The organism is Zoogloea sp. 1C4 (assembly GCF_009469605.1).
Taxonomy (GTDB): Bacteria; Pseudomonadota; Gammaproteobacteria; order Burkholderiales; family Rhodocyclaceae; genus Zoogloea; species Zoogloea oryzae.
The window spans coordinates 14951-40569 of record NZ_SSXU01000009.1 but is presented as its reverse complement, the minus strand read 5'-3'; the positions used below and the strand labels follow the sequence as shown (position 1 = coordinate 40569).

The window sequence follows — 25619 nt, the reverse complement described above, 5'->3', positions numbered from 1 at the left end:
GTGACGTGGGGTGCGGAGGGGTGCCGGATCAGTTGGCCAGGCCGGAGGGCGCGGGCTGACGGCGAAGGAGTTCGAGCAGGTTGCCCAGGGACAGCAGGTGGGCGTAGATCAGGCCCAGCTCGCCGGTGGCGAACCATGCCTTGAGGGTGTCTTCGGGGATCTCGCGCAGCTTGGCCTCATCGACCACCAGCAGGCCCTGCAGGGTGAAGTTGCGGCCGTCGTTGAGGGCGGCGCTGGCCTGGGCTTCCATCAGGATGCCGGCCTCTTCCAGGTGCTGGACGAACTGGCGGGTGAGGATGTTCTGGCGCTGGAACTCGGTGAGCATCTCGAGGGCGCCCTGGATCGGCGCGGCCGGCTCGCCAGCGGCGTCGAACAGGGGCTCGCCCTCGGCTTCGTTGAAGCCCTCGAAGTCGCGGTCGACGCACAGGGTCAGCTGGTCTTCACCGGTCTCGGCGAAGACGAAGGGGTAGCGGCGCACGAAGGCCGGGATGTACGGGGCGGTCCACTTGCCGTCGTCGTCCACGTAGAGGTTGCGGCCGCCGGGCAGGCCGGTGAGCGCCACCGGCACGAGGTCGCCGTTTTCGACGCGCAGAAAGGCGATCGGGCTCTGGCGGGCCACTTCGGCGAATTCGCCGATGACGATGGGCAGGCTGGTGGCGTGGCCGGCAAAGTCGAGGCTGTCGGCGGGCTTGAGCTTGAGGGCGGCGTGCTGGTTGCGGTCGAGGGCGACGACGTTCTTGTAGAAGAGCAGAGTGGTCATGGTGTTGTGGTCCGTAGGCTGGGAGGGAACGGGAAGTCGGAGGCGGATCGCGGGGCGGGTCAGAACGGGAGCGTGGCCATGAACCAGAAGCGGTTCAGGTCCTTGGTGCCGTCCTGGTCCTTGCCGGTGGCGGTCGGGTTGGGGTTGGTGCCGATGCGGTGGGCCCAGGTGAGCCGGAAGTTGGCGCGGAAGGGCGAGGCCCAGGCCATGCTCATGCCGGCGCCCTGGAGTTCCAGGCTGTTCTTGACTGCGGCGCCGGTGAAGTCGTTGTTGTGATTGACCTTGACCCGGCCCCAGTCGTAGAAGCCGGTGAGGGACAGGTTCGCGGGCAGGCGGTAACGCAGCTCGAGGTTGATCAGGTCGCCTTCGGAGCCGCCGGCCTCGCTGGCCGGGTAGGCGCGCACGCCGTTGGCGCCTCCCAGGTAGAAGCGCTCGCCGGAATCCAGGTTGCGGCTGGCCATCTGGCCGCTCCAGGCGGCGAAGAGGGTGAGGTCCGGGGTGATCGCCTGCAGGCGGTTGAGCGCGTAGCGGTAGATCTGGTAGCTGCCCTGGGTGTTGGCGCCGGCGGCGTCGGACACCTGGTTGGGCGAACCGCCGAGATCGACCTTGCCCGACGAGAGGGTCAGCGCGCCGGTGGTGGCGCCGCCGCCACCGAGGCTGTCGAAGGCGTTGCCGGACAGGCCGACGCTGGCCACGTTGATGCCGTAGTCGCTGGTGGCCGCGTCGAGGGATTCGTTGTAGTAGCTCTTGCGATCCCACGCGAAGCGCAGGTAGAGGTTCTTCATGCGGCTGCGCACGATGGGGTAGCTGGCATCCACCCCGGCGCTGCTGGAGCGGCCGCGCAGCTTGTAGCTGGAGAACTCCGGCGTCACCACGTCGTAGCGCAGGCCCGAGTAGTTGGCGCCGAGCCGCCAGCCCTGGTTGCCGACAGGCAGCGAATACACGCCGCGCACGTACTCGCTGCCTTCGCTCTTGATGAGGTTCACGCCGATCTGGTCGCCCAGGCGAAAGGGGCTGCCGGCGAACAGCGAGGCGGTGACGCGGTTGCCGCCGGTGGAGCGCGAGCCGGTGTTGTCGAAGCCCACGTCGCCACTCAGAAAGGGCTCCGGCTCCATGTTGAGGAGCAGGTCGGTCTCGCCGTCGTTGGCGCCTTCCTTCAGGTTGCCTTGCACCGTGACGCCGGGCAGGTCATCCACCAGCAGCAGGGCGCGGTCGACGGCTTCGGCATTGAGCGGCTGGCCGGGCTGCTGGGCGGCGGACACCATGCGACGCGCCACCTCGGGGGACAGGCGCAGGCTCTCGGGGGCTTCGATCAGCACGCTGCCGAGCACGGCCTCGACGATCTGGATGGTGACCACCCCGTTCTCGATCTCCTGCTTGGGCAGGTAGGCGCGCACCACCCAGCCGGCGTCGCGGTACACCGCGGCCACCGCGGCGGCGGCCTTCTGCAGCTCGCTGAAATCCAGCGGCCGGCCGACCCACGGGGCCACCGCGGGCTGCAGGCGGCTCTCGTCGAGCAGGGTGTTGCCCACAAAGCGGAAGCGGCTGACGGTGATGACCATGCCGCTGACGGGCTTCATCTCGGGCTGGGGGGCAACGCTCGGTCGGCGGACCTGGGGCAGGTTGGGCTGCTGGCCGCGCTCGATCTGCTGCATCAGTGAGCCCGCATCGGGGGCGGCGCTCTGGGCCTGGGCGGCGCCGATGCCGCTGGCGAGGGCCAGGGCGAGGACGGCAAGGGTCGTCGGGTGGGTTTGGCTATGCAAGATGGACCTCGGCAATCTGTGGCTGACGGGCACCGGCAGGCCAAAAAGCGACCTGTCACCAACTTCATCGAGCCCTGAACGGACGCAAAAATACCATCTTTCTCGTTTTTTTCAAATTTGCATTTATTGATGATTGTCGGCGCTTGCCTTGAAATGCCATTCCAAGGCCGCACATTTAACATTTTTATGTTTTATATCAATGATATTTTGCTGATCAACGGCCACCTTGGCGATGCTCAAAATGGGAACCACGCCAGACGCAATACCTCAAATTCGTTAAATTAGACATAATCGATAGGGGTTTTGCCTAAATGGCCGCGCGGGCGGACGGACAAGGGCACGGCGCACGCCGGCCGGGTGGGCATGCGTCGACGCCAAACCCCTGAAACGGCAGCGGAAAAGGCATATCATTCGGCCCCTCATGCGCATCGAACATCTCCGCCAGCGCCTTGCCGATCTGGGCGCCAAACCCGTGCACATCCAGCGCGTCCTGCGCGCGTGGACGCACGCCCTGCCCCTTTCCGCCGGCCCGGCCCGGCGCGGCCCGAACCTGCCCCAGGCGGTGCTCGACGCCCTGCCGGCGCTCACCGCCGAGCTCGACGGCCTCGCCCGGCTGCATTCCGAGCACCCGGCCGAGGACGGCTCGGCGCGCCTGCTGGTGCAGCTGCCCGACGGCCAGACGGTGGAGAGCGTGCTGCTCCCCCGCGACGGCCTGTGCGTGTCGAGTCAGGTGGGATGTGCGGTGGGCTGCGTGTTCTGCATGACCGGCCGGGACGGCCTGCTGCGTCAGGTGGGCAGCGCGGAGATCGTCGCCCAGGTGGTGCTGGCGCGGCGCCAGCGGGCGGTGAAGAAGGTGGTCTTCATGGGCATGGGCGAGCCCGCCCACAACATGGAAAACGTGATCGAGGCGATCCAGCTCCTCGGCACCGAGGGCGGCATCGGCCACAAGAACCTGGTGTTCAGCACGGTGGGGGATCACCGCGTCTTCGAGCGCCTGCCCACGCTCACGGTCAAGCCGGCGCTGGCGCTGTCACTCCACACCAGCCGCGCGGATCTGCGCTTCGAACTGCTCCCCAAGGCTCCGCGCATCAGCCCGGACGAGCTGGTGGAACTGGGCGAAACCTACGCCCGCCGCACCGGCTACCCGATCCAGTACCAATGGACGCTGATCGACGGGGTGAACGACACGCCGGAAGAGCTGGACGGCATCGTCCGCCTGCTCGCGGGCAAGTACGCGATCATGAACATGATCCCGTACAACGCGGTGCCCGACCTGCCCTTCCGCCGCCCGGCGTGGGACAAGGCCGCCGACATCGCCCGCCAGCTCCACCGCCGCGGCATCCTCACCAAGCTGCGCAACTCGGCGGGGCAGGACGTGGAAGGGGGCTGCGGGCAGCTGCGGGCGCGGGTGCTGGGCGACGAAACCCGGCCGGCAGAGGCGCCGGTGAAGTTCGTGAGCAGATCGTAGATCGGGTTGGCCAAGCGGGCGTGACCCGACATGGAAGCGCCGCCCCCGTCACGCCAGATCCGAAGGCCCCGCGGGCGGCTCGACAGCGCGTCGGCGCTGCGTGTTGATAACGTGGGAGGTGTGTCGGGTTACACCCTGACGGGCTAACCCGCCGGGCGGGTGGGGGAAGTCCCTTTGTAGTCCTACAGAACTAATTAGTGCATTTAGTCAACGCAGTAAGCAGCAGGAGGACCAAAAAGATCAGAATTAAGGCATCCCTATCTCCGCTGTCTCTCGTTCTCCACCCATTTATGGTCCTGATTTTGTACGTACCTCTAGTTTTAGTTCCAGCCGCGACCATCACAAAGTAAATCACGGCCACAACGAGTACGACTAAGAACGCGAAAAAGTCTTTCATTTTTTCTCAAATTCGGAATTTAGTCTCGATAGTCGAGTGAAGTTCGTTCATCGAAATTGACGGACCCTCTCGCCAAGAAAAAACAACGGACTCACCCCTCCATCAACACCTTCCGCAGCCCTTCCGGCACATCGGTGAGCACCAGCGTGTTGTTGGTCGGGTCGTACTGGACGGTGCCCGAGCGCAGGCCGGCGCGTTCGAATTCCAGCTTCCAGTCCTGCGCCGCGGCCTTGAAGCGGATCAGCGGGCGCAGGGCGCGCTTGTCGGGGACGAAGCCGGTGGCGAGGTCGACGGCCTCGTCCTGCAGGCGCTCGACGAGCTTCTGGGGCGCGTCGGGGAAGACCTGCTCGGCCACGCTGGCGAGATCCAGCGGTGCGCCGCTCTCGTGCATCTCCTCAAGCACCAGGTGGGCGCGCTCCAGCAGTTCGTCGCGGGCCGGGGCTTCGAGCTGCTGGGTGTCGGCGAAGTGGGTGAGCGTCTCGACGAGCTTCTTGGTCTCCTTGAGAGCGATGACCACGTCGGTGCAGCCGAGAAAGCGCTTGAACCAGCCGGCCACGTCGCCGCGCCCCTTGAGGAAGGCGATGTAGCGCTCGGCGCCGGCCTGCCAGGCGGTGAGGTCGATGCGCCCGGCCACCTGCAGGCCCGAGAAATCCAGGTGCGGGTTGTCGTGGATGGCGAGGCCATCGTCGATCACCGAGCCGACGGTTTCCTGCAGGAGCGCGAAGTACAGGCAGTCCGCCCCGAAGATGGTGGCGCGGGCGATGACCAGAAAGCCGGCCTCTTCCACCCCATCCTCATCCACCCGCTGCTGCAGGTGGGCCAGCGCCTCGGCGCTGAAGGCGGGGAAATCCAGGCTGCCGTCACGGGTGTAACGGCGCACCAGATTGATCATCGGGAAGTTGTGCTCGTCCCGCTCGAAGCAGCCGTAGCCCTTGCCCGGGCGCTCGGCGAAGTGGCGGCACAGGCGCTCCATCAGGCCCACCGCCGGCGCGTCGATGACGTTGGGCGCCGGCCGGGGCTGGACGCGGGACGGCCCTTCGCCGAGGCGGGCGAGACGGTGGATGACGAGGGCGGAGATGACGTGGGTCTGTTCCATGGCGGGACGGGTGCTGCGGGTGATGATTGAGGTGAGAAGCGGTGCGGGCGTGCTGCCCGCGGCCGCTCAGAAACGCATCTTCTTGCGGTTGCCGGGCAGCTGGCGGAGCTGCTCGCGGCGCAGTTCGGCCGCGGTGGGCTTCTTTGCCGGCGCAGCCGGCTGGGCGGCGGCAAGCTCGGGCGGGATGTTGGCGCCCACGCCCCGCGGGCAGAAGCCGGTGGTGGCGCAGGTGCAATTGACGCAGGGTTTGCGGGAAGGCTTCATGGGTGCTTAACCAAACAGGACGAGCCCCCAGACTACCACCGCATTCACCAGCGCCACGAAAACCGCGGCGCTGCCGATGTCCTTGGCGCGCTTGGCAAGGTGGTGCTGCTCGAAGGAGATGCGGTCCACCGCCGCCTCGACGGCGGAATTGACCAGCTCGACCAGGATCACCAGCAGCACGCTGGCGATCATCAGCGCCTTGCCGATGCCGCTGGTGGGCAGCCACAGGGCCAGCGGCACCAGCACCGCGGCCAGCCACACCTCCTGGCGGAAGGCGTCTTCGTTGCGATAGGCGGCGGCGAGGCCGGCCATCGAATAATGAAAGGCGTTCCACACCCGGGTGATGCCGGTCTTGCCTTTGAAGGGGCTCTCGTTCATGGCGATGGCAAAAATCGGCAAGCCTGCGGGGCTCAGGTGACAGGGATGTGATCGGCCAGGTAGCGCTGCACCTGGGCGGCAAACGCCTCGGGCACCTCGAAGGGCGCCAGATGCCCGGCATCCAGCGCCACGAAGCGCCGCTCGGGGATCATGTCGGCCATGCGGCGCACCACCTGTGGCTGGGAAACCTGATCATGCAGGCCCGCCACCACCAACGCCGGTACGTCGATGGCGGCGAGCGAGGCCCGCTGGTCGAAACGCACCAGCGCCCGCATCGCGGCGCGGTAGCTGTCGGGCGGGATGTCGGCCATCACGTCGACGGCGGCATGAAGCACCTCGGGGTCGACATCCGGCCCGACCATCGTCGGGATCAGGTCCACCGCGATGTCGCGCATGGTCGCGCCTTCATCGAGCGGGCCGATGCGCCGGGCCAGGAAGGCCTGCTGCAGCGGCCCCGCGGGCGCGCCGAAGGCCGGCGTGCAGCACGCCAGCACCAGCCCGGACACACGCGCCGGAAAGCGCGCGACGGTCTGCAGGGCGATCATCCCGCCCATGCTGTGGCCGACGAGCACCGCGCGATCGAGCTCCGCGGCGTCGAGCAGGTCGACCACCGCCGCCGCATAGCCGTCGAAATCCACCGGGTCGATGGGCGCGCTGGCGCCGTAGCCCGGCATGTCCCACGCGAGCCCGCGCCAGCCCGGCGGGGTGATCGCCGGCAGGATCGACGCCGCACCCTTCGCGCCGCCGCTCACCCCGTGCAGGAACAGCAGCCCGCGGGGGCCGGCGCCGGTCTCGATCCAGCGCGGGGCAGCCATCAGGCGAGGCGCTGGTAGGCGCCGCCCTGGAAGAGCAGCGGCTTCTTGTCGGCGTCACGGTCGAAGCGGATCACCTCGTCGATGAAGACGATATGGTCGCCGCCCGGATGGCGCGCATGGGGCCGGCACACGAAGCGGGCGCAGCAGCCGGCGAGCAGCGGCACGCCGCCCTCGCCGTCGGTGAACTCGACGCCGGCAAAGCGGTCTTCCACCCGGCTGGCGAAGCGGTTGGAGAGCTCCTGCTGGTCTTCGGCGAGCACGTTGATCGCGTACACTGGCGCGTTTTCAAGGGCCGGCACCAGCTGCAGGTGGCTGGACAGGCTCCACACCACAAGCTGCGGCACCAGCGACACCGAGTTGAAGGAGCTGACCGTGAGGCCCACCGGCCGGCCGGCGCCGTCGCGGGTGGTGACCACCGTCACGCCGGTAGGAAACATGCCCAGCGTGTCGCGAAAGGCGCGCACCGCCGGGTCGTTCTTGGGAGCATTCATGATGAAATCGGACTGGCCGGGCAAGTTTGCAGCCCGGCAACCTGTTTGGGGAGGCGCGATTATCACGCGCCGCCCGGCGAGCGTCGAGGGGATGCTGCGGTGAACAAATCCTGGCCCGCGGGCATCGCGCCCTTTCCCGGCACGCCCTTCGCCCGCCGCCTGATCGACTGGCAGCGCCACCACGGCCGCCACGACCTGCCCTGGCAGAACCGCGACGCCTACCGGGTGTGGCTGTCGGAGATCATGCTCCAGCAGACCCAGGTGGAGACGGTGATCCCGTATTACGCGCGCTTCCTGGAACGCTTCCCGACCCTCGAAAGCCTCGCCGCCGCGCCGGTGGAGGATGTGCTGGCCCGCTGGAGCGGCCTGGGCTACTACGCCCGCGCCCGCAACCTGCACAAGTGCGCCCAGGCGGTGATGACCCGCCACGGCGGCACCTTTCCGGCCGACCCGGCGCTGCTGGCCGAGCTGCCGGGCATAGGCCGCAGCACCGCCGCGGCGATCAGCGCCTTCAGCTACGGCACCCGCGCGGCGATCCTCGACGGCAACGTGAAGCGCGTGTTCGCCCGGGCCTTCGGCATCGACGGCTTTCCCGGCACCAAGGCGGTGGAAAACGCCCTGTGGGATCTCGCCGAGGCCCTGCTGCCCGAGCGCGACGTGGACATCTACACCCAGGCCCAGATGGACCTGGGCGCCACCCTGTGCACCCGTGGCAAGCCCCGCTGCGGGCAGTGCCCCCTCGCCGACGGCTGCGTGGCCCTGCGTGACGGCCGAGTGGCCGAACTGCCCACCCCGCGCCCGAAGAAAGCCGTGCCCGAGCGCCACGGCCGCTTTGCGGTGATCGTCGCGAACGGCGCGGTGCTGCTGGAGCGCCGCCCCCCGGCTGGCATCTGGGGCGGCCTGCAGAGCCTGCCGGAGCTGCCCGAAGGCGCCGACACGGCCGAATGGGTCGCCCGGCGCTTTGGGTTGCCGGTGACGCGGGTCGCGCCGCTGCCGGGGCTGCGCCATGTGTTCACCCACTTCGTGCTGCATCTGGCCCCGGAGCGGGTGGAGGTGGCTGCCGGCGACGGGGTGCGGGACGCGGACGGGCTCGACTGGTGGCCGCTCGACGCGCTGGCCGACGCGGCCCTGCCGACGCCGGTGCGCAAGGTGCTGGAGGCGCTGCAGCGCGCTACCGGCTGAACCCCCAGCCGGCCCTCACTCCGCGGCGCGCTTGGGCGCCCGGCTTTCCACAAAGGTGCGCAGCGTCCAGATCAACTGGGGCGACAGCACCGTCTTCCAGGCCGGCATGTGGCTCACCCCGACGCGGACCTTGCCGTTCTGCACGGAATCCAGAAAGTAGGCGTCGTTGTCGGCCAGGCAGTGGGCGCGCACCGCCGGGTCGGCGATGGGCCGGCAGGCCTTGTCGAGGCGGGCGAGGTCGGGGCCCGGCATGTTCCGGCTCACCGCATCGACGCCGTGGCAGCGGGCGCAGGTCTGGTTGAAGAGGGTCCGGCCAATCTCCGCCGCCCGGGCATTGCCCCGGTAAGGGTTGCCCTCGCCGGCCGGTGGCGGCGGCAGGCCGGTGGTGTCCACGTCGAAGGTCGCAACGGCGGGCTCGGCCACCTCGAAGGCCAGGGCGGGCTGGACGAGCAGCGCCAGCGCCCCCGCGACGACAAGTCGGAAGAAGGAAGTCATGGCGTCACCAGTCGGTCGGACAGCCGACGCAGCCGTCGAAGGTCGAGTCGGGAAAGATCGTGTAGCGCAGCAGGGCGCCTTCCAGGTTGGCGCCGCGCAGGTCGGTGGCGTTGAACTTGGTCTCCTGGAGGTTGGCGTTGGTGAGCCGCGCCTTGTTGAACCACGTGAAGGCGGCGCGGGCCGCTTCCATGTTGGCCGCGGAGAGATCGGCGCCAGTGAAGTCGGCGCGCATGATGCGGGCGAACTCCAGGTCGGCCCCGACGAGACGGGCGTTGCGGAAGGAGGCGCCCGGCGCGTTGGCCTTGGAGAGGCGCGCGCCGCTGAGATCGGCGCCGTCGAAGATCGCCCCGGCCAGATTGGCTGCGCGCAGGTCGGCCCGGGCGAGGTTGGCGCCGGTGAAGTCGGCCCCGGCGAGGTCGAGGGCCGACAGATCCTTGTGGCGCAGATCGGCGCCCCGGCAGCGGGCGTGGGGCCACATGCCGCAGGTGCCGTGCACTTCGGGTTCGGCGGGATTAGCCCGCGCACCGGCCTCGGGGCCGGCAAGAAGCAGCGCGACGGCCATCGCCGCCAGCGCCGCACGCGGAAAGACGGACAGCATGAGGTGTCCTTTCTCGTTGGATGGAAGGACGACGGCCGGCGATGCGCACCGGGCGCACGCCGCCGTCGCGGCCAGGCTGGCCGGCGATGCCCGCGGGAGACGGCGCGGACATCGCCGGGTCAGGCTCAGCGACCTGCCTTGGGCAGCTTGAAGACCCAGTAGGAGCCGCCCTGGGTGACCTGCTTGGTCAGATCGGCCATGTCGCCGCCCCACAGGGGCACGGCGCCGCCGTAGCCGGAGGACAGGCCGATGTACTGCTCGCCGTCCTGTTCCCAGGTGATGGGCACGGAGACGATCCCGGAGCCGGTCTGGAATTTCCACAGTTCCTTGCCGGTCCTGGCGTCAAAGGCCTTGATGAAGCCATCCGAGGTGCCCGTGAAGAGCAGCCCGCCGGCGGTGGTCAGCGTGCCGGCCCACAGGGGGAACTTCTCTTTGTGTTCCCAGGCGATCTTGCCGCTCTTCGGATCGATCGCGCGCAGGGTGCCCACGTGGTCGTCGAACAGGCGCTTGATGCGGAAACCCTGGCCCAGGTAGGCGGAGCCGGCCTTGTAGGTCAGGTGCTCGGTCCAGTAGTCCATCGCCCAGTGGTTGGCGGGGATGTAGAACAGGCCGGTGTCCGGGCTGTACGACATGGGCATCCAGTTGGTGCCACCCAGAAAGGGCGGGGAGACGAAGACACTGTCACCCTTGTCGGCGCCGGCCTTCGGCTCGGGCGGACGGTTGCCCGTCTCGATGGGCTTGCCGGTAGTCAGGTCCCAGCCCTTGGCCCAGGTGATGCCGTCCACGAACGGCCAGGCGCCGATGAGCGACGTGGGCTTGTTCGGGTAGCCGGCGCCGTTGGTCAGCTTTTCCCGGTCGGTCACGAAGAAGAAGCCGTTGCGGTCGGCGTGGGCGGATGCCTTCACGAGCTTGCCGGTCTTCGGGTCCTTGTACTCGAAGAGCACCACCGAGTTGTTGCCGGAGAAGTCCCAGGCGTCGTTGGGGGTGTGCTGGAAGAAGCCCTTGAGTTCGCCGGTGCTGGCGTCCACGTAGGCCTGGCCGGAGGTGAACAGGCTGGGCCAGTTGCGCGGATCGTCGCCTTCCTGGGTGCGCTTCCAGGTGTTCCACGGCGCCGGGTTGCCGGTGCCGATCACGACCATGTTCTTCTCGAGGTCGAAGCTGGCGGTCTGCCACGGGGCGCCGCCGCCGTGATGCCAGGCCTCGGTGGGCTTGCCGTCCTTGTCCTTCGGCCAGGTGGGGGCGCTGGCGTCGCCGGTGGGGGTGCTCTCCTTGCCGTTCAGGCGACCCATGTGGCCTTCGACCATCGGGCGGGCCCAGACTTCCTCGCCGGTCTCCGGATCGCGGGCGAACAGCCAGCCCACCACGCCGAACTCATCCCCCGACGAGCCGTGCACCAGCAGCACCTTGCCGCTGTGCTGGTCCTGGATCACGAAGGGCGCGCCGGTCATGGTGTAGCCGACCTTGTGGTCGCCCCACTTCTTCTTCCAGACCACCTTGCCGGTGTCCTTGTTGAGGGCCACGATGCCGGCGTCCAGGGTGCCGAAGTAGATCTTGTCGCCGTAGATGGCGGCGCCACGGTTGACCACGTCACAGCACGGGCGGATGTCTTCCGGCAGGCGGGCCTCGTATTCCCACAGGCGCTTGCCGGTCTTGGCCTCAACCGCGTAGATCCGCGAGTAGGACGAGGTCACGTAGATCACCCCATCATGGACGAGCGCCTGGGCCTCCTGGCCGCGCTGCTTCTCGCCGCCGAACGAAAAGCTCCACACCGGCACCAGGCCGGCCACGTTCTTGGTGTTGACCGTCTTGAGCGGGCTATGCCGCTGAGCCTTCAGGCCCAGGCCGTAGGTGAGCACGTCGCCCGGGGTCTTGTCGTCGTTGCGGATGTCGTCCCAGGTGACGGCCTTGCCAGCGGCCTGGGCGCCACCTGCACACAGCGTGGCCAGCGCAAGCGCCAGCAAGGCCGGCTTGAGCCGACGGGCTTGATTGATTCCTTTCATGGGGACTCCTTGTCTCCGGATTGTTGTGATGTCCTGCGCGTGGCCATCGACCTCCCGTGATGCCAACGCCCTGCGCTAAATCCAGTATCCAAGGCGCGCTTTACCCCTGTCGCGGGAGATGCTCCCCGCAACGTCGGGAAACTTTCCCGGCCTGAAAACCGCCTCAGGCTGGCACGGGCGTTGCACACTGTTCCGTTCGAGGACAGCAGAACCAAAGGAGCACGCGATGAAATGGCTTGGTGAGAACCGGGGCGCGCAAGGGGCGCAGGAGACCACACACGCCCTCACCGAAGCCCCGACGGGCCCGATGGCCCACGAGGCGGCGACGGCCGACCGGCACACCGCCGCCAGACGCGGACAGCACCGCCCGCGGAGACGTCCTACCCTGCCGCAGACAGACCGCTCCAATGTGACGCAGCCGGCAGGCACAGCGGAGCGCGGCGCGGGCAGCGCGGCAGAGACGGGCCTGCAATGATCCGGATCATGCTCGTGGAAGACCACGCCGTGGTGCGCACCGGCTACCGCCGACTGATCGACGCAGAAACGGATCTGGTGGTGGTGGGCGAGGCGGCCACCGCCGATGAGGCTTATGGGCGGTTGTGCGAAAGCGGCGGCGTCGACGTGGCAATGGTGGATCTGAGCCTGCGCGAGAGCAGCGGCATCGATGCCATCCGGCGCATGCTGGCGCGGGAACCGCAGCTGCGGGTGCTGGTGGTCAGCATGCACGACAACCCCAGCTTCGTCGTTCAGGCGATGCGCGCAGGCGCTCTTGGCTACCTCACCAAGAACAGCGAACCGGGCGAGGTCCTGACGGCGATCCGCGACGTTGCCGTGGGGCGCCGGGTGCTGTCGGCCGAGGTGGCGCAGGGCGTGGCGAGCGCGGCCCTGGCCGAGGAAGCGCCCCTTTCACGGCTCACCCCGCGGGAGTTCGACGTGCTGCGCATGGCGGTGAACGGTGAATCGGTGGATGCCATCGCCCAGCGCCTGCATCTGAGCCAGAAGACGGTGCACAACCACATGTCGTCGGTGCGTCAGAAACTCGGCGTCGACAACGACTTCCATCTCCTGCGGCTGGCCGTGCGACATGGGCTGACCGACCTGCCCGCAGGCGCCCCCCTGCGCATGGCCCCCACCTGACGACGGCCCCTGCGTCGCGCCCCCATCAGCCAGTCTCTGCGCCGGAACGAGCTCAGCCCACCAGCTTGTGCTGCTTGAGGTAGGTGTGGAGGATCTCGAGCCGCGAGATCGTGTCGTCCAGTTCGAGCAGGCGCACGCGGGCTTCGGGCGGGATGGGCAGCACCTCCGCCAGGCGGTAGCCGACCCAGGTGGCGTCGTCGAAGCGGTGGGGCGGCGGGAAGACGGTCTCGCCGGCGTCGCTGACGATGGCCTGGAGCAGCGGCAGCATGTCGGCCAGCGCGGGCGGCACGGGCTGGGGCGCGGGTTCAGGCAGCCATTCGACGCGGGCGGTCTGCAGCTTGTCGTGCTGGATGGTGCGCTCGACGATGCGGAAGCGCGGGCCGCCGCGGGTGGTGATGAAGAGCAGCCCCGGCTGGGACATGTCCCAATCGACGATGCTCGCCATGCAGCCGATGTTGTGGGGCACCGCCGCATCGCCCACCTCGGCGCCCTCGCGGATCAGGCACACGCCGAAGGGCGCGTTGGCCTTCATGCAGCGGGCCGCCATGTCGAGATAGCGCGCCTCGAACAGCTTGAGCTGCAGCAGGCCATCAGGAAACAGCACCACGCCCAGGGGAAAGAGCGGGATCTCGGCGGGCAGGGCTTGGGCGGTCATGGCGGGATGGGGAGTGGGTGGTGGGAAGCAGGTAATGGGTAATGGGTAATGGGTAATGGGTAATGGGTAATGGGGAGTGGGGAGTGGGGAGTGGGTGATGGCTGAACCGGCGTGGCCGCTGCGATTACCTCAGTGACAGATCAGAAAACGGGAAAGGGGTTCAGCAGCTTCCACCCATTTCCCACTACCCAATCCCCACTACCCAAAAAATCAATGCCGATGCACCGCCCCGATGCCCTCGTGGGCCACGCCGTGGGCGTCGGCGGCGTGGTGGCCGTGGCGCAGACGGTCGTGCACACCGATGTCGTGGGGCACCCATTGCTTCACCAGCGAGCCGACGATCATCCCGACCGCGCTGGCGATCAGCCCGGCCAGCTGGGCGGGCACGAAAGGGTCGTCGCCGCCGGCCAGATGCACGCCGAGCCACACCGAAATGCCACAGAAGATCGAGGCCAGCGCGCCCTGGTTGGTGGCGCGCCGCCAGTACAGCCCGCACAGCAGCGGGATGAAGGCCGACACCAGGGTGATCTGGTAGGCGTTCTCGACCATCTTGAAGATCGTCGCCTTGGAGAACATGGCGTACAGCGTGACCAGCACGGTGAAGATCAGCGTCACCACACGCATCCAGAACAGCAGCTTTTTATCGGTGAGGTGCGGCAGCGCCGGCTTGAGGATGTTCTCGGTGAAGGTGACCGACGGCGCCAGCAGCGTGGCCGAGGCGCAGCTCTTGATCGCTGACAGCAGCGCGCCGAAGAACATCACCTGGGCGAACAGCGGCGCCTTGGAGAGCACCAGCTCCGGCAGGATCATCTGGGAATCGGAATCGATCAGGCGGGCGACCATCTCCGGGTCGATCAGCGTGGCGGAATAGGCCAGGAACATCGGCACGAAGGCGAACAGGAAATACAGGCTGCCGCCCAGCACCGAACCCCACACCGCGATCTTCTCGGACTTGGCCGACTGCACCCGCTGGAAGACGTCCTGCTGGGGGATGGAGCCCAGCATCATGGTGATCGCCGCGGCGATGAAGGCGATCACCTCCTTCGCATCGGGCGGCGGCAGCATGTTGAACTTGCCGGATTCCATCGCGTGGTTCACCACCACCCCCACCCCGCCAGCCATGCCGCTCACCTCGCCGCCGATCCACAGCATGCCGATCACGATGATGATCATCTGCAGGAAATCGGTGACCGCCACCGCCCACATGCCGCCGAACAGGGTGTAGATGAGGATGGTGCCGGAGCCGATCCACATGCCCATCGTCTTGCTGATCTCACCGCCCGACACCACGTTGAACACCAGCCCCAGCGCCGAGATCTGCGCGCCCACCCAGCCCAGGTAGGAGATCACGATGGCGACGGTGGTGAGCACCTCGACACCGCGCCCGTAGCGCTTCTTGTAGAAGTCGCCGATGGTGAGCAGGTTCATGCGGTACAGCGGCGCCGCGAAGAACAGGCCCACCAGGATCAGGCACATCGACGAGCCGAAGGGGTCGGCCACCACGCCGTGCAGCCCCTCGTTGAGGAAGGTGGCCGGCACGCCCAGCACGGTCTCGGAACCGAACCAGGTGGCGAACACCGTGGCGGTGACCATGTAGAAGGGCAGATGGCGGCCGGCCACCGCGAAGTCCTTGGTGTTATGGACCCGCGTGGCGGCGGCGAGGCCGATGGCCACCGAGATCAGCCAGTAGGCAATGACGAACCAGAGAAGCATGCGCAAAAACGGAAAAAACGTTGGCGAATCCGCGGATTATAGGGGCCTGGGGGCGGAAAGAGGGAAACCCGGAACAGCGGCCTGCGCGACGCACCAACTCGGGGCACAGCCGCCTGCGTGCCCCCGTTGACCCCCGTCAAGGTGCACCGGGCAGCGGGCGCCTATAGTCCCGCCGCGTCATTCCTGCCGCCCCACTGCCCATGACTTCAGCGCGCCAAATCGAACTGGTCTGCCCCGCCGGCAGCCTGCCCGCCCTCAAGACCGCCGTGGACCACGGCGCCGACTGTGTTTACCTCGGCTTCAAGGACGCCACCAACGCCCGCAACTTCAGCGGCCTCAACTTCGACGACAAGGCCCTGGGCGAAGGTGTGCGCTACGCCCACGACCGCGGCCGCAAGGTCCTGCTGGCCCTCAACACCTACCCGCAGACCGACAACTGGCAGCGCTGGACCGGCGCCGTGGATCGGGCCGCCGCCTTCGGCATGGACGCGGTGATCCTCGCCGACCCGGGCCTGATGGCCTACGCCCGGCGCGTGCATCCGGACCTGCGCCTGCATCTGTCGGTGCAGGGCTCGGCCACCAGCTACGACGCGATCAACTTCTACCACCGCCACTTCGGCATCTCCCGCGCGGTGCTGCCGCGGGTGCTGTCCCTGGCCCAGGTCGAGCAGGTGATCGCCAACACGCCGGTCGAGATCGAGGTCTTCGGCTTTGGCGGGCTGTGCGTGATGGTGGAAGGGCGCTGCGCCCTCTCCGCCTACGCCACCGGCGAGTCGCCCAACTGCAACGGCGCCTGCTCGCCGGGCAAGCACGTGCGCTGGGAGCAGACCCCCAAGGGCATGGAGACGCGCCTGGGCGGCATCCTGATCGACCGCTTCGCCGACGGCGAGCGGGCCGGCTACCCCACCCTGTGCAAGGGCCGCTTCGACGTGAATGGCGAGACCTACTACGCCATCGAGGAGCCCACCAGCCTCAACACCCTCGAGCTGCTGCCCGAGCTCGCCCGGGTCGGCGTGCGCGCCATCAAGATCGAGGGCCGCCAGCGCAGCCCGGCCTACGTGGCGCAAGTCACCCAGGTATGGCGGGCCGCCATCGACCGCCTGCTGGACGACCCGCAGCCCTTCCGCGTCGACCCGGCCTGGATGAACGCCCTCAACAAGAACTCCGAAGGGCAGAGCCACACCCTGGGCGCCTACTACCGCCCCTGGAAATGAGCCGCCCCCGAACCGCCCGAAAGCCCGACCACCGATGAAACTCGCCCTCGGCCCCCTGCTCTACTACTGGCCCCGCCAGTCCACCCTCGCCTTCTACGCCGACATGGCGGATTCGCCGGTGGATATCGTCTATCTCGGCGAGACTGTCTGCTCCCGCCGCCACGAGCTGCGCCTGCCCGACTGGATCGAGATCGCCGAGATGCTCGCCGGCGCCGGCAAGGACGTCGTGCTGTCGAGCCAGGTGCTGGTCGAATCCGAATCCGACCTCAAAACCCTGCGCCGCATCGTCGCCAACGGCACGTTCCGCGTCGAGGCCAACGACATGGGCGCGGTGGAGCTCCTCACCAGCGGCGACGCGCCGGTCACCAACTGGATCGCCGGCCCCACGCTCAACATCTTCAACCCGGTCACCCTCGGCATGTTCGCCGACCTGGGCGCGACCCGCTGGGTGGCCCCGCCGGAGATGTCGCGCAAGCAGATCGCCGAACTGCGCCACGGCCTCGGGCGCGACATGGAAACCGAGATCTTCGCCCACGGCCGCCTGCCGCTGGCCTACTCGGCGCGCTGCTTCACCGCCCGCCATTTCAATCTGCAGAAGGACACCTGCGAGTTCCGCTGCCTGCAGTTCGCCGACGGCATCCCCCTCAAGACCCGCGAGGGCGAGCCTTTCCTCACCCTCAACGGCATCCAGACCCAGTCGGCCCACGTGCACACCCTGCTGGCCGACCTCCCCGCGGTGGTCGCCGACGGCATCGACATCCTGCGCATCAGCCCCCAGGGCGAGCACACCGCCGAGATCGTCGATCTCTTCCGCCGCGCCGTGGATGGCCTGATCCCGCCCATGGATGCCCTCACCGATGCCCTGCCGCTCCTGCCGGACGAACCGTGCAACGGCTTCTGGCACGGCCGCCCGGGCGTCGAACAGTTCGTCACCCTCTGAGCCCAGAGCCCGCCGATGAAAATCCCCGCCTTCACCCTGCCCGGCCCCTTCGCCCGCGTGGGCGCCCGCCTGCCGCAGCTGCCGCCCACCCTGGCGCTGGTCACCGGCCTCAACCTGGCCCTCGACCGCCTTCTGCCCCGCGACACCCTGGAACCCCTCACCAGCAAGCGCCTGCTGCTCAAGGTAACCGACGCCGGCATGGCGCTGCGCTTCACCTTCGGGCCGCGGGGCTTCAGCCCGCTGTTCGACGGGCGCGACCCGGATCTCACCATCTCGGCCAAGACCCGCGACTACCTGGCCCTGGCGCTCCGCGAGGAAGACCCGGACACCCTGTTCTTCAGCCGCCGCCTGCTGATGGAAGGCGAGACCGACCTGGGCCTGCTGGTCAAGAACACGCTGGATGCGGTGGATTGGGACGGCGTGATGGCAAAGCTCGCCGCCCTCAAACTGCCCGGCGCCGCCCAGCTCTTCGCCCGCGGGCACTAGGCCCGCCGTCGGCCCTTAGCCGACGATCTCGTCCAGCCGGTCCAGCACCGCAGCGTCCACCGCCACGTCGAACTTGCGGGCAAAGTGGGCGGTGGATCGGGCGATCGCCGGCAGATCGGCACAGCCCAGGGTGCGCGGATGGGGCTCGCCCGCCACCCAGTCGATGTAGCGCAGCGGGTCGTTCGCCACCTTCAGCCCGGGGTCGTTGGCGAGGATCGTCTGGATGTAGGACTCGTCCGGGCAGATCACCCGGTAGCGCTCCTGGCGCCGGTAGTGCTCTGCCAGGCCGCGCTGCTCCCGATGAAAACGCAGCAGATGCTCGGCCGCCTTGCCGTTGGCGCAGAACCACTGGCTGCCGAAATAACAGCGGAACGCCTCCGAAAATGGCGTGAAGTGGCGTGTCAGCAGCGGATGCTCCAGGGTGAAGAAGCGATCCGCCGGCGCGCCGCCAAACAGCGCCGCCACATGGAAGCGGAAAGTCCGGTAGCGCCGGAAATACATCTTGTCGGCGGGCTCCCGGCGGCGCTCGTAGCTGATCTCCCGGTGCTCCACAAAGGCATCGAAGGGGCTCGCGGCCAGATCGGCGAGAATCTTCTCCGCCGGTTTCACCGGATAATCCGCCGCGCTCAGCAGCACGAACCAGTCGGGCGGATTGGGCCGGGCATACAGCGCCTCGATGCCGCGCAGGGTCGCCTCGACAATCGAGAAACGCCCCCAGCCGGTCACCTCATGGGGCCGCACGAATGAAAAATTTGCGCCAAAACCCCGGGCCGGCAGGTCAGATTTCGAAAAATCGTGGTGACAGACGATGGGCGGCGCGTCGAACATGCGGTCGAGCGTGCCGATCAGGCGGCGGACCTGCGGCGTGTTGGCGTGGGTCAGCAGAACAAAGCCGATTCGTTGGGGCATGGCGTGAAGCTTGATTGGCGGGCAGCAGGCCGCTCAAGCATAACCCGAGCGGCCGCCCGGCGGCACGCGCGCCAACGACCCGCTAGAATTGCGACAACCCGCCCAATCTCCGGCCCCATGCCCACCCACCCACGCCGAAGCTCGCCCCTCGCCGCCTGGTTCGCCGCCGTCATCGGCGTACTGATCGTCTACGCCTGCCTGCACCCCTTCACCGGCTGGCGTGACACCGGGCTGCCGGTGTTCGACTTCCTGTACCAACCCTGGCCGCGCTACTACGGCCGGGTCGACCTCATCGTGAACGTGCTCGGCATCATGCCCTTCAGCTTCGCGCTGGTGGCGGCCATGCCGTCGCGGCTACCCAAGGGATGGGCGGTGGTGGTGGCGATCCTGGTCACCTTCGCCCTCAGCCTGTCGGTCGAAACCCTGCAGAACTTCCTGCCCAGCCGGGTGCCGTCCAACGTCGATGTGGGCTGCAACACCCTGGGCGGCATCCTTGGGGCGCTGGCCGGCGGACGCTGGAGCGGCGCCCTGTTCGACCCCCGCAGCGGCCTCACCCGCTGGCGCCACCGGCGCATCGTGCCCGGCCACGTGGGCGAGATCGGGCTGGTGCTGCTGGGCCTGTGGCTGCTCACCCTGCTCACCCCCGAGAGCCTGCTGTTCGCCACTGGCGACCTGCGCCGGCTGCTCGATCTGCCCACCCCGCTGCAGTTCAACCCAACCCGCTTCATGAAGGTCGAGGCCGCCATCGCCGCCAGCCAGCTGGTGGCCGTGGGGCTCACCGCGCGCTGCGTGATGCGCCAGTTCTCCCCGTGGCCGCTGGTGCTGCTGGTGGTGCTCGGGCTGGGTGCGAAGACCCTCGCCTCGTCGGCCTTCTTCGCGCCGGGCGATCCGCTCCACTGGGCCACCCCCGGCGGGCAGATCGGGCTGGCCGCCGGCACCATGGTCCTCGCCGCCTGCCTGCTGCTGCCCGCCCGCAGCCACACCATGCTGGCCGGCATGGCCCTGCTGGTGGGCACTGCGCTGGTCAACCTGGCCCCGGAGAACCCCTTCCTGCCCACCGACGTGACCCTGATCCAGCGGGGCAACTTCCTCAACTTCCACGGGCTCACCCAGCTCACCGCCAGCCTGTGGCCCTTCGTCACCTTTGCCTACCTGGGCCTGCTGGGCGCCAGCACGCCCCGCGACCCTTATCGCGGGCGCTGAAATCCGCCGCCAGCGGAACGATTGACCGATAATCGCGTCATTTTCCAGAACACCCCCGATTTGCGGAGACGCCCGATGAGTTATTTCCAGCACCACGTTTTCTTCTGCTGCAACCAGCGCGCCGAGGGCGAAACCTGTTGCGCCAACCACGGCGCGGTCGAGCTGCAGACCTACGCCAAGGAGCGCATCAGCGCCCTGGGCCTCAACGGCAAGGGCCAGATCCGCGTGAACAAGGCCGGCTGCCTGGGCCGCTGCGACGACGGTCCGCTGCTCGTGGTCTACCCGGAAGAAACCTGGTACACCTTCGTCGATAAATCCGACATCGACGAGATCATCGCCGAGCACCTGCAGAACGGCCGGATCGTCGAGCGCCTGAAGATCTGAACACCATGGCAGCCACCGAAACCGCCCTCATCAACGGCCCCGACGGCCCGATCGAGCTCATCATCGACACGCCGGCCCAGGTGCGCGGCATCGCGCTGATCTGCCACCCGCACCCACTGTTCCACGGCAGCAACACCAACAAGGTGGCGCACACCCTGGCGCGGGTCTTCCGCGACCTGGGCTACGCGGCCCTGCGCCCCAACTTCCGCGGCGTGGGCAAGAGCGTCGGCGCCCATGACCACGGCGGCGCCGAGACCGAGGACATGCTGGCCGTCATCAGCTGGGCCCAGAGCCGCTGGGGCGGCCTGCCGCTCGCGCTCGGCGGCTTCTCCTTCGGCGCCTACGTGCAGACCCGCGTCGCCGCCCGGCTGGCCGAAGGCGTCACCCCGGCCGGCCGCATCGTGCTGGTGGGCACCGCCGCCGGCACCGTCACCGGCGCGCGCAGCTACACCACCGAGCCCGTCCCCGACGACACCCTGGTGATCCACGGCGAGGCCGACGAGACCGTGGCCCTCGCCAACGTGATGGAATGGGCCGCCCCCCAGGAGCTGCCGGTGGTGGTCGTGCCTGGCGCCGACCACTTCTTCCACGGCAAGCTGCACATCATCCGCAAGATCATCGAACGCGCCTGGAAACCCCTGTGATCCGTCGCGCCCGCCAACCCCGGCCTGCCCCGCAGGCCGCCACGCCGAGGTCCAACCGATGAAACTCGTCGCATCGCTCACCAGCCCCTACGCGCGCAAGATCCGCGTCGCCCTCGCCGAGAAGGGCCTGCCCTTCACCCTCGAGGTGGACATCCCCTGGCTGCCCGAAACCGCCGTGCCGTCCTACAACCCGCTGGGCAAGGTGCCGGCGCTGGTCGCCGACGACGGCGAGGTGTGGTACGACTCGCCGGTGATCGCGCTGTATCTCGAAACCCTCGGCGGCGCCCCGCTGCTGCCGGCCGAGCGCCTGGCCAGCCTGCCGGTGCGCCAGACCGAAGCGCTGGCCGACGGCATCACCGACGCCGCCGTGGCGGCCTTCCTCGAAGGTAACCGCCCACCCGAGAAGCAGGATCAGGCCGGCATCGAACGCCAGCTCACCAAGATCCACCGCGGCCTCGCGGCGCTCGAAGAGCGCCTTGTGCAGCGCAAGGGCTTTGGCGGCGCGGCCATCAACATCGCCGACATCGCCGTGGGCTGCATGCTGGGCTATCTGGACTTCCGCTTCGGCCACCTGCACTGGCGCAGCACCCACCCCAATCTCGCCGCCTGGGCCGCCGACCTGCTCGCCCGGCCGTCCTTCACCGACACCGCCCCGCCGCCCGCCTGATGCCGCTCCAGATCGACGGCCTCGTCAAACGCTTCGGCACCGGCGCCGACGCCCGGGAGGTGGTGCGCGGGATCGACCTGCACCTCGTCCCCGGCGAATGCTTCGCGCTGCTCGGCCCCAACGGCGCCGGCAAGACGACCACCCTGCGCTGTGCCCTGGGCCTCACCGGCGCCAGCGGCGGCAGCATCCGCCTGTGCGGCGAGCCGGTGCCCGAGCGCGCCCGTGAGGCCCGCGCGCGGGTCGGCGTGGTGCCCCAGCTCGACAGCCTCGACCCGGATTTCACCTGTGCCGAGAACCTGCTGATCTTCGCCGGCTACTTCGGCATCCCCGAGCGCGACATCCGCCCGCGCGTCCCCGAGCTCCTCGCCTTCGCCGGCCTCGAGGGCAAGGAGAACGCCCGCATCCAGTCGCTCTCCGGCGGCATGAAGCGCCGCCTCACCCTGGCCCGGGCGCTGGTGAACAAGCCGGACCTGCTGATCCTCGACGAGCCCACCACCGGCCTCGACCCCCAGGCCCGCCACCTCATCTGGGAGCGCCTGCGCCGGCTCACCGCCGAAGGCACCACGATCCTTCTCACCACCCATTTCATGGACGAGGCCGAACGCCTCGCCAACCGGCTGGCCATCCTCGACGGCGGACGCATCCTCACCCAGGGCAGCCCGCGGGAGGTGATCGCCGAGCACATCGAACCGCAGGTGGTCGAAGTCTTCGGCGAATGGAACGGCGGCGGCACTGGCGCAGCCGCCTGGGCCGCCGAGCACGCCGCCAGCCTCAGCAAGCGCTGCGAGATCAGCGGCGAGACCGCCTTCTGCTACACCGACGACGCCGCACCGCTGCTCGCCCACCTGGCCCACCAGCCAGGCCTGCGCACCCTGCACCGGCCGGCCAACCTGGAAGACGTCTTCCTCAAGCTCACCGGACGCGAACTGCGCGACTGATCTCGAACATGCCGTCCATCTTCGCCCCACCCCGGCTGTCATCCCGCCTCCTTGCCGTGTGGCGCCGCAATTTCCTGGTCTGGAAGAAGCTCGCCCTGCCATCCATCGTCGGCAACCTGGCCGACCCGGTGATCTACATGCTGGGCCTCGGCTATGGGCTCGGGATGCTGGTGCCGGAGGTCGAGGGCGTGTCCTACATCGCCTTCCTGGCCGGCGGCACGCTGTGCTATTCCACGATGAACGCCGCCACCTTCGAGGCGCTGTACTCCGGCTTCTCGCGGATGCACGTGCAGAAGACCTGGGAAGCCATCATGAACGCCCCGGTGGCGCTCGACGACATCGTCGCCGCCGAACTGGTATGGGCCGCCAGCAAGGCCACCCTCGCCGGCACCGCCATCCTCGGGGTGATCGCCGCCTTCGGCTTTGCCGCCTCGCCGCTGGCCCTGGCGGCGATCCCGGTGGTCTTCCTCACCGGGCTGTGCTTCGCCGCCCTTGGCCTCATCATGACCGCCCTGGCGCCGAGCTACGATTTCTTCATGTACTACTTCACCCTGTTCATCACGCCGATGACCATGCTCTCCGGGGTGTTCTTCCCCCAGAGCCAGCTGCCCGACGCGGTGCTCGGGGTGGCCAACCAGCTGCCCCTGGCCCACGCGGTGGCGCTGGTGCGCCCGCTGCTGCTCGGCCAGATGCCCCAGCAGATCGGCTTTCATCTGGCCGTACTGGCCCTCATCACGGTGCTGGCCTTCTGGCTGGCCCTGGCGCTCACCCGGCGCCGCCTGCTCAACTGACGACGACGACCATGACCGCTCCTGCCGAAACCCTCCTCGTCCTCACCAACCTGCCCGACGCCGACAGCGCCAAGCAGGTCGCCCGCCAGCTGGTCGAGCAGCGCCTCGCCGCCTGCGTGAACATCCTGCCGGCGTGCACCTCGGTTTATCGCTGGAACGACGCCGTCGAATCCGCCACCGAAGTGCCGGTACTCATCAAGACCACCCTCGCCCGCTACCCGGCTCTCCAGGCCGCGCTCACCGAGGTCCACCCCTACGAACTTCCCGAAATCATCGCGGTCCCTCTTCACGAAGGCCTGCCCGCCTATCTGGCGTGGGTCGGCGCCGAAACCACCGAGCAGCACCCCTGATTTCTTGATCCATCCCCTGGCAGGGCCGCCGTCCTGCCGCCACACTGCCGGCCATGATCCGTCTTATCCGCCACCTCCTCGCCTTCGCCGCATTCCTGCTCGCCGCCTTCAGCGTACACGCCGCCGGTGAGCCGCTGCCCGTCGAACAGGCCTTCCGAGCCACCGCCCGCGCGATTGACGACCACACCGTCGAAGTTCGCTTCCAGATCGCCGACGGCTACTACCTCTACCGCCACCGCTTCAAGTTCGACGCCGAGGGCGTCAGCTTCGGCGAACCCGCGCTCCCCGCCGGCAAGCCCAAGAAGGACGACGCCTTCGGCGAAGTCGAGATCTACCGCAAGGAACTCGTCTTCACCCTGCCCGTCACCGCCGGCAAGCCGCCCTTCCCGCTCACCCTCGTCAGCCAGGGCTGCGCCGACATCGGCATCTGCTACCCGCCGCAGACCCACACCCTCGACGTGGCGCTCTCCAGCGGCGGCCCCGGCGAGAGCCTGCTCGCCCGGGCGCTGGGCAAGGGCGACGCCCCCGCCGCCACGCCCGCCCCGGCTGCGGCCGCCGACGACCACGACGAATCCGGCCGCATCGCCCGCCTGCTGGCTGGCGGCAGCACGCTCGCCACCCTCGCGAGCTTCTTCGGCTTCGGCCTGCTGCTGGCCTTCACGCCCTGCGTATTCCCGATGATCCCGATCCTCTCGGGCATCATCGTCGGCCACGGCCACGCCATCTCCAAGGGCCGCGCCTTCAGCCTGTCGGCGCTGTACGTGCTGGGCATGGCCGTCACCTACGCCGCGGCCGGTGTCGCTGCCGGGCTCTCGGGCACGCTGCTGTCGGCGGCGCTGCAGAACCCGTGGGTGCTGGGCGGTTTGGCGCTGGTGTTCGTGGTGCTGTCGTTCTCGATGTTCGGCTTCTACGAGCTGCAGATGCCCACCGCGCTGCAAAGCCGCCTCTCCGACACCGCCAGCCACCAGAAGGGCGGCTCGCCCGGCGGCGTGATCGCCATGGGCACCCTGTCGGCGCTGATCGTCGGCCCCTGTGTGGCCGCGCCGCTGGCCGGCGCCCTGCTCTACATCGCCAAGACCGGCGACGCCACCCTCGGCGGCATCGCTCTGTTCGTGATGGCGCTGGGCATGGGCGCGCCGCTGATCATCGTCGGCGTGCTCGCCCGCAGCGCCCTGCCCAAAACGGGCCCGTGGATGGAGAACGTCAAGCGCGCCTTCGGGGTGATGCTGCTGGCGGTGGCCGTGTGGCTGGTCTCGCCGGTCCTGCCGGGCGTCGTCACCATGCTCGCCTGGGCGGCGATCCTGGTCGTCTCGGCGATCTACCTCCACGCCCTCGATCCCCTGCCGCCCCACGCCAGCGGCTGGCAGCGCTTCTGGAAGGGCTGGGGCGTGATCGCCCTGCTGGCCGGCACGGCGATGTTCATCGGCGCCCTGGCCGGCTCCCGCGATCCCCTGCAGCCCCTAGCCATCCTGCGCGCCCAGGCCGCCGCAGCCCCGGCAGCAGAGACGAAGTTCCAGCGCGTGCGCTCGGTGGAAGAGCTCGACGCGGTGCTGAAAACCGCCACCCGCCCGGTGATGCTGGATTTCTATGCCGACTGGTGCATCTCGTGCAAGGAGATGGAGCGCTTCACCTTCGCCGACCCCGCCGTTGCCCGCCGCCTCGCCAGCTTCCAGCTGATCCAGGCCGACGTCACCGCCAACAACGACGACGACAAGGCGCTCCTCAAGCGCTTCAACCTCTTCGGCCCGCCGGGCATCATCTTCTTCGACGCCACCGGCGCCGAGCGCAAGGCGCTGCGCGTCGTCGGCTTCCAGGAAGCGGAGATTTTCGGCAAGGTGCTGGATTCAGCACTCAAAAATCCGCCACAAAACCCGTTATAAT

27 protein-coding genes are annotated in these 25619 nt (G+C 68.5%); 14 read left to right on the top strand and 13 right to left on the bottom strand.

The features are described 5' to 3' along the window. Positions 1–28: 28 nt before the first annotated feature. Both GH681_RS12640 and GH681_RS12635 read right to left on the bottom strand, forming a co-directional pair. Positions 29–760 carry a SapC family protein gene (locus GH681_RS12640; RefSeq protein WP_153161843.1) on the bottom strand — a complete coding sequence of 244 codons (732 nt, stop codon included), beginning with the start codon at positions 758–760 and terminating at the stop codon, positions 29–31. Positions 761–819: 59 nt separating this feature from the next. Beyond that, positions 820–2523, bottom strand: coding sequence for a ShlB/FhaC/HecB family hemolysin secretion/activation protein (locus tag GH681_RS12635; protein WP_228111892.1), 1704 nt, complete (start codon positions 2521–2523; stop codon positions 820–822). Between the two features lie 421 nt (positions 2524–2944). On the opposite strand from GH681_RS12635, the gene GH681_RS12630 reads away from it, so the two are divergent. After that, on the top strand, positions 2945–3991 hold the full coding sequence (locus GH681_RS12630; RefSeq protein WP_153161842.1) for an RNA methyltransferase: 1047 nt from the start codon (positions 2945–2947) through the stop codon (positions 3989–3991). Positions 3992–4479: 488 nt separating this feature from the next. On the opposite strand, the gene GH681_RS12625 is transcribed toward GH681_RS12630, so the two are convergent. The 5 genes from GH681_RS12625 to GH681_RS12605 form a co-directional block, all read right to left on the bottom strand. After that, positions 4480–5484, bottom strand: a complete 1005-nt coding sequence (locus GH681_RS12625; RefSeq protein WP_153161841.1) for a nucleoid-associated protein — start codon at positions 5482–5484, stop codon at positions 4480–4482. A gap of 66 nt (positions 5485–5550) precedes the next feature. Beyond that, complete coding sequence (locus tag GH681_RS12620) at positions 5551–5748, bottom strand: hypothetical protein (RefSeq protein ID WP_153161840.1); 198 nt, start codon at positions 5746–5748, stop codon at positions 5551–5553. 6 nt (positions 5749–5754) lie between these two features. Next, positions 5755–6126: a diacylglycerol kinase gene (locus GH681_RS12615; protein WP_153161899.1), complete on the bottom strand. Its 372-nt coding sequence runs from the start codon at positions 6124–6126 to the stop codon at positions 5755–5757. A 32-nt stretch (positions 6127–6158) separates the two neighbouring features. Continuing rightward, positions 6159–6941 (bottom strand): alpha/beta fold hydrolase, encoded by a 783-nt coding sequence (locus tag GH681_RS12610; protein ID WP_153161839.1) that lies wholly within the window; start codon positions 6939–6941, stop codon positions 6159–6161. Then, positions 6941–7432: a flavin reductase family protein gene (locus GH681_RS12605; RefSeq protein ID WP_153161838.1), complete on the bottom strand. Its 492-nt coding sequence runs from the start codon at positions 7430–7432 to the stop codon at positions 6941–6943. Before GH681_RS12605 ends, GH681_RS12610 begins: the two co-directional genes overlap by 1 nt. A 99-nt stretch (positions 7433–7531) precedes the next feature. Here GH681_RS12605 and mutY point away from each other — a divergent pair, with 99 nt between their 5' ends. Next, the gene (mutY, locus tag GH681_RS12600) at positions 7532–8614 is read left to right on the top strand and encodes an A/G-specific adenine glycosylase (protein WP_228111891.1); all 1083 of its coding nucleotides are present in this window, start codon (positions 7532–7534) and stop codon (positions 8612–8614) included. Positions 8615–8629: 15 nt separating this feature from the next. On the opposite strand, the gene GH681_RS12595 is transcribed toward mutY, so the two are convergent. The 3 genes from GH681_RS12595 to GH681_RS12585 form a co-directional block, all read right to left on the bottom strand. Further along, positions 8630–9109 (bottom strand): c-type cytochrome, encoded by a 480-nt coding sequence (locus GH681_RS12595; RefSeq protein ID WP_228111890.1) that lies wholly within the window; start codon positions 9107–9109, stop codon positions 8630–8632. Positions 9110–9113: 4 nt separating this feature from the next. Continuing rightward, the gene (locus GH681_RS12590) at positions 9114–9707 is read right to left on the bottom strand and encodes a pentapeptide repeat-containing protein (protein WP_153161837.1); all 594 of its coding nucleotides are present in this window, start codon (positions 9705–9707) and stop codon (positions 9114–9116) included. Positions 9708–9832: 125 nt separating this feature from the next. Further along, positions 9833–11707 carry a methanol/ethanol family PQQ-dependent dehydrogenase gene (locus GH681_RS12585; RefSeq protein WP_153161836.1) on the bottom strand — a complete coding sequence of 625 codons (1875 nt, stop codon included), beginning with the start codon at positions 11705–11707 and terminating at the stop codon, positions 9833–9835. A 471-nt stretch (positions 11708–12178) separates the two neighbouring features. On the opposite strand from GH681_RS12585, the gene GH681_RS12580 reads away from it, so the two are divergent. Next, complete coding sequence (locus tag GH681_RS12580) at positions 12179–12844, top strand: response regulator transcription factor (RefSeq protein ID WP_194271226.1); 666 nt, start codon at positions 12179–12181, stop codon at positions 12842–12844. Positions 12845–12896: 52 nt separating this feature from the next. On the opposite strand, the gene GH681_RS12575 is transcribed toward GH681_RS12580, so the two are convergent. After that, positions 12897–13499: an LON peptidase substrate-binding domain-containing protein gene (locus GH681_RS12575; RefSeq protein WP_153161834.1), complete on the bottom strand. Its 603-nt coding sequence runs from the start codon at positions 13497–13499 to the stop codon at positions 12897–12899. 210 nt (positions 13500–13709) lie between these two features. Further along, positions 13710–15212 carry a sodium:solute symporter family protein gene (locus tag GH681_RS12570; protein ID WP_153161833.1) on the bottom strand — a complete coding sequence of 501 codons (1503 nt, stop codon included), beginning with the start codon at positions 15210–15212 and terminating at the stop codon, positions 13710–13712. Positions 15213–15412: 200 nt separating this feature from the next. On the opposite strand from GH681_RS12570, the gene GH681_RS12565 reads away from it, so the two are divergent. From GH681_RS12565 to GH681_RS12555, 3 genes are read left to right on the top strand one after another with little or no spacing between them, the layout of a single operon-like run. Next, positions 15413–16426 carry a peptidase U32 family protein gene (locus GH681_RS12565; RefSeq protein ID WP_153161832.1) on the top strand — a complete coding sequence of 338 codons (1014 nt, stop codon included), beginning with the start codon at positions 15413–15415 and terminating at the stop codon, positions 16424–16426. Positions 16427–16460: 34 nt separating this feature from the next. After that, positions 16461–17366 carry a U32 family peptidase gene (locus tag GH681_RS12560; protein ID WP_153161831.1) on the top strand — a complete coding sequence of 302 codons (906 nt, stop codon included), beginning with the start codon at positions 16461–16463 and terminating at the stop codon, positions 17364–17366. 15 nt (positions 17367–17381) lie between these two features. Beyond that, positions 17382–17852, top strand: a complete 471-nt coding sequence (locus GH681_RS12555; RefSeq protein WP_153161830.1) for an SCP2 domain-containing protein — start codon at positions 17382–17384, stop codon at positions 17850–17852. Positions 17853–17867: 15 nt separating this feature from the next. Here GH681_RS12555 and GH681_RS12550 read toward each other — a convergent pair whose 3' ends face one another. Then, positions 17868–18761 carry a beta-1,6-N-acetylglucosaminyltransferase gene (locus GH681_RS12550; protein WP_153161829.1) on the bottom strand — a complete coding sequence of 298 codons (894 nt, stop codon included), beginning with the start codon at positions 18759–18761 and terminating at the stop codon, positions 17868–17870. 117 nt (positions 18762–18878) lie between these two features. On the opposite strand from GH681_RS12550, the gene GH681_RS12545 reads away from it, so the two are divergent. The 8 genes from GH681_RS12545 to dsbD all read left to right on the top strand — a co-directional run bounded on the left by GH681_RS12545 (position 18879) and on the right by dsbD (position 25618). Further along, a complete protein-coding gene (locus GH681_RS12545; RefSeq protein WP_153161828.1) occupies positions 18879–19964 on the top strand; it encodes a VanZ family protein in 1086 nt (361 codons plus the stop codon). A gap of 75 nt (positions 19965–20039) precedes the next feature. Then, a complete protein-coding gene (locus tag GH681_RS12540) occupies positions 20040–20348 on the top strand; it encodes a ferredoxin (protein ID WP_153161827.1) in 309 nt (102 codons plus the stop codon). A 5-nt stretch (positions 20349–20353) separates the two neighbouring features. Next, entirely contained in the window at positions 20354–20992 is a 639-nt protein-coding gene (locus GH681_RS12535) for an alpha/beta hydrolase (protein ID WP_153161826.1), read from the top strand. A 58-nt stretch (positions 20993–21050) separates the two neighbouring features. Further along, positions 21051–21659, top strand: coding sequence for a glutathione S-transferase (locus tag GH681_RS12530; RefSeq protein ID WP_153161825.1), 609 nt, complete (start codon positions 21051–21053; stop codon positions 21657–21659). Beyond that, a complete protein-coding gene (locus GH681_RS12525) occupies positions 21659–22597 on the top strand; it encodes an ATP-binding cassette domain-containing protein (RefSeq protein ID WP_153161824.1) in 939 nt (312 codons plus the stop codon). Before GH681_RS12530 ends, GH681_RS12525 begins: the two co-directional genes overlap by 1 nt. Positions 22598–22605: 8 nt before the next feature. Beyond that, a complete protein-coding gene (locus tag GH681_RS12520) occupies positions 22606–23388 on the top strand; it encodes an ABC transporter permease (RefSeq protein WP_153161823.1) in 783 nt (260 codons plus the stop codon). Between the two features lie 11 nt (positions 23389–23399). Next, positions 23400–23738 (top strand): divalent-cation tolerance protein CutA, encoded by a 339-nt coding sequence (cutA, locus tag GH681_RS12515; RefSeq protein ID WP_153161822.1) that lies wholly within the window; start codon positions 23400–23402, stop codon positions 23736–23738. Positions 23739–23791: 53 nt separating this feature from the next. Beyond that, positions 23792–25618 (top strand): protein-disulfide reductase DsbD, encoded by a 1827-nt coding sequence (dsbD, locus tag GH681_RS12510; RefSeq protein ID WP_153161821.1) that lies wholly within the window; start codon positions 23792–23794, stop codon positions 25616–25618. The last annotated feature ends 1 nt before the right edge of the window (position 25619 follow it).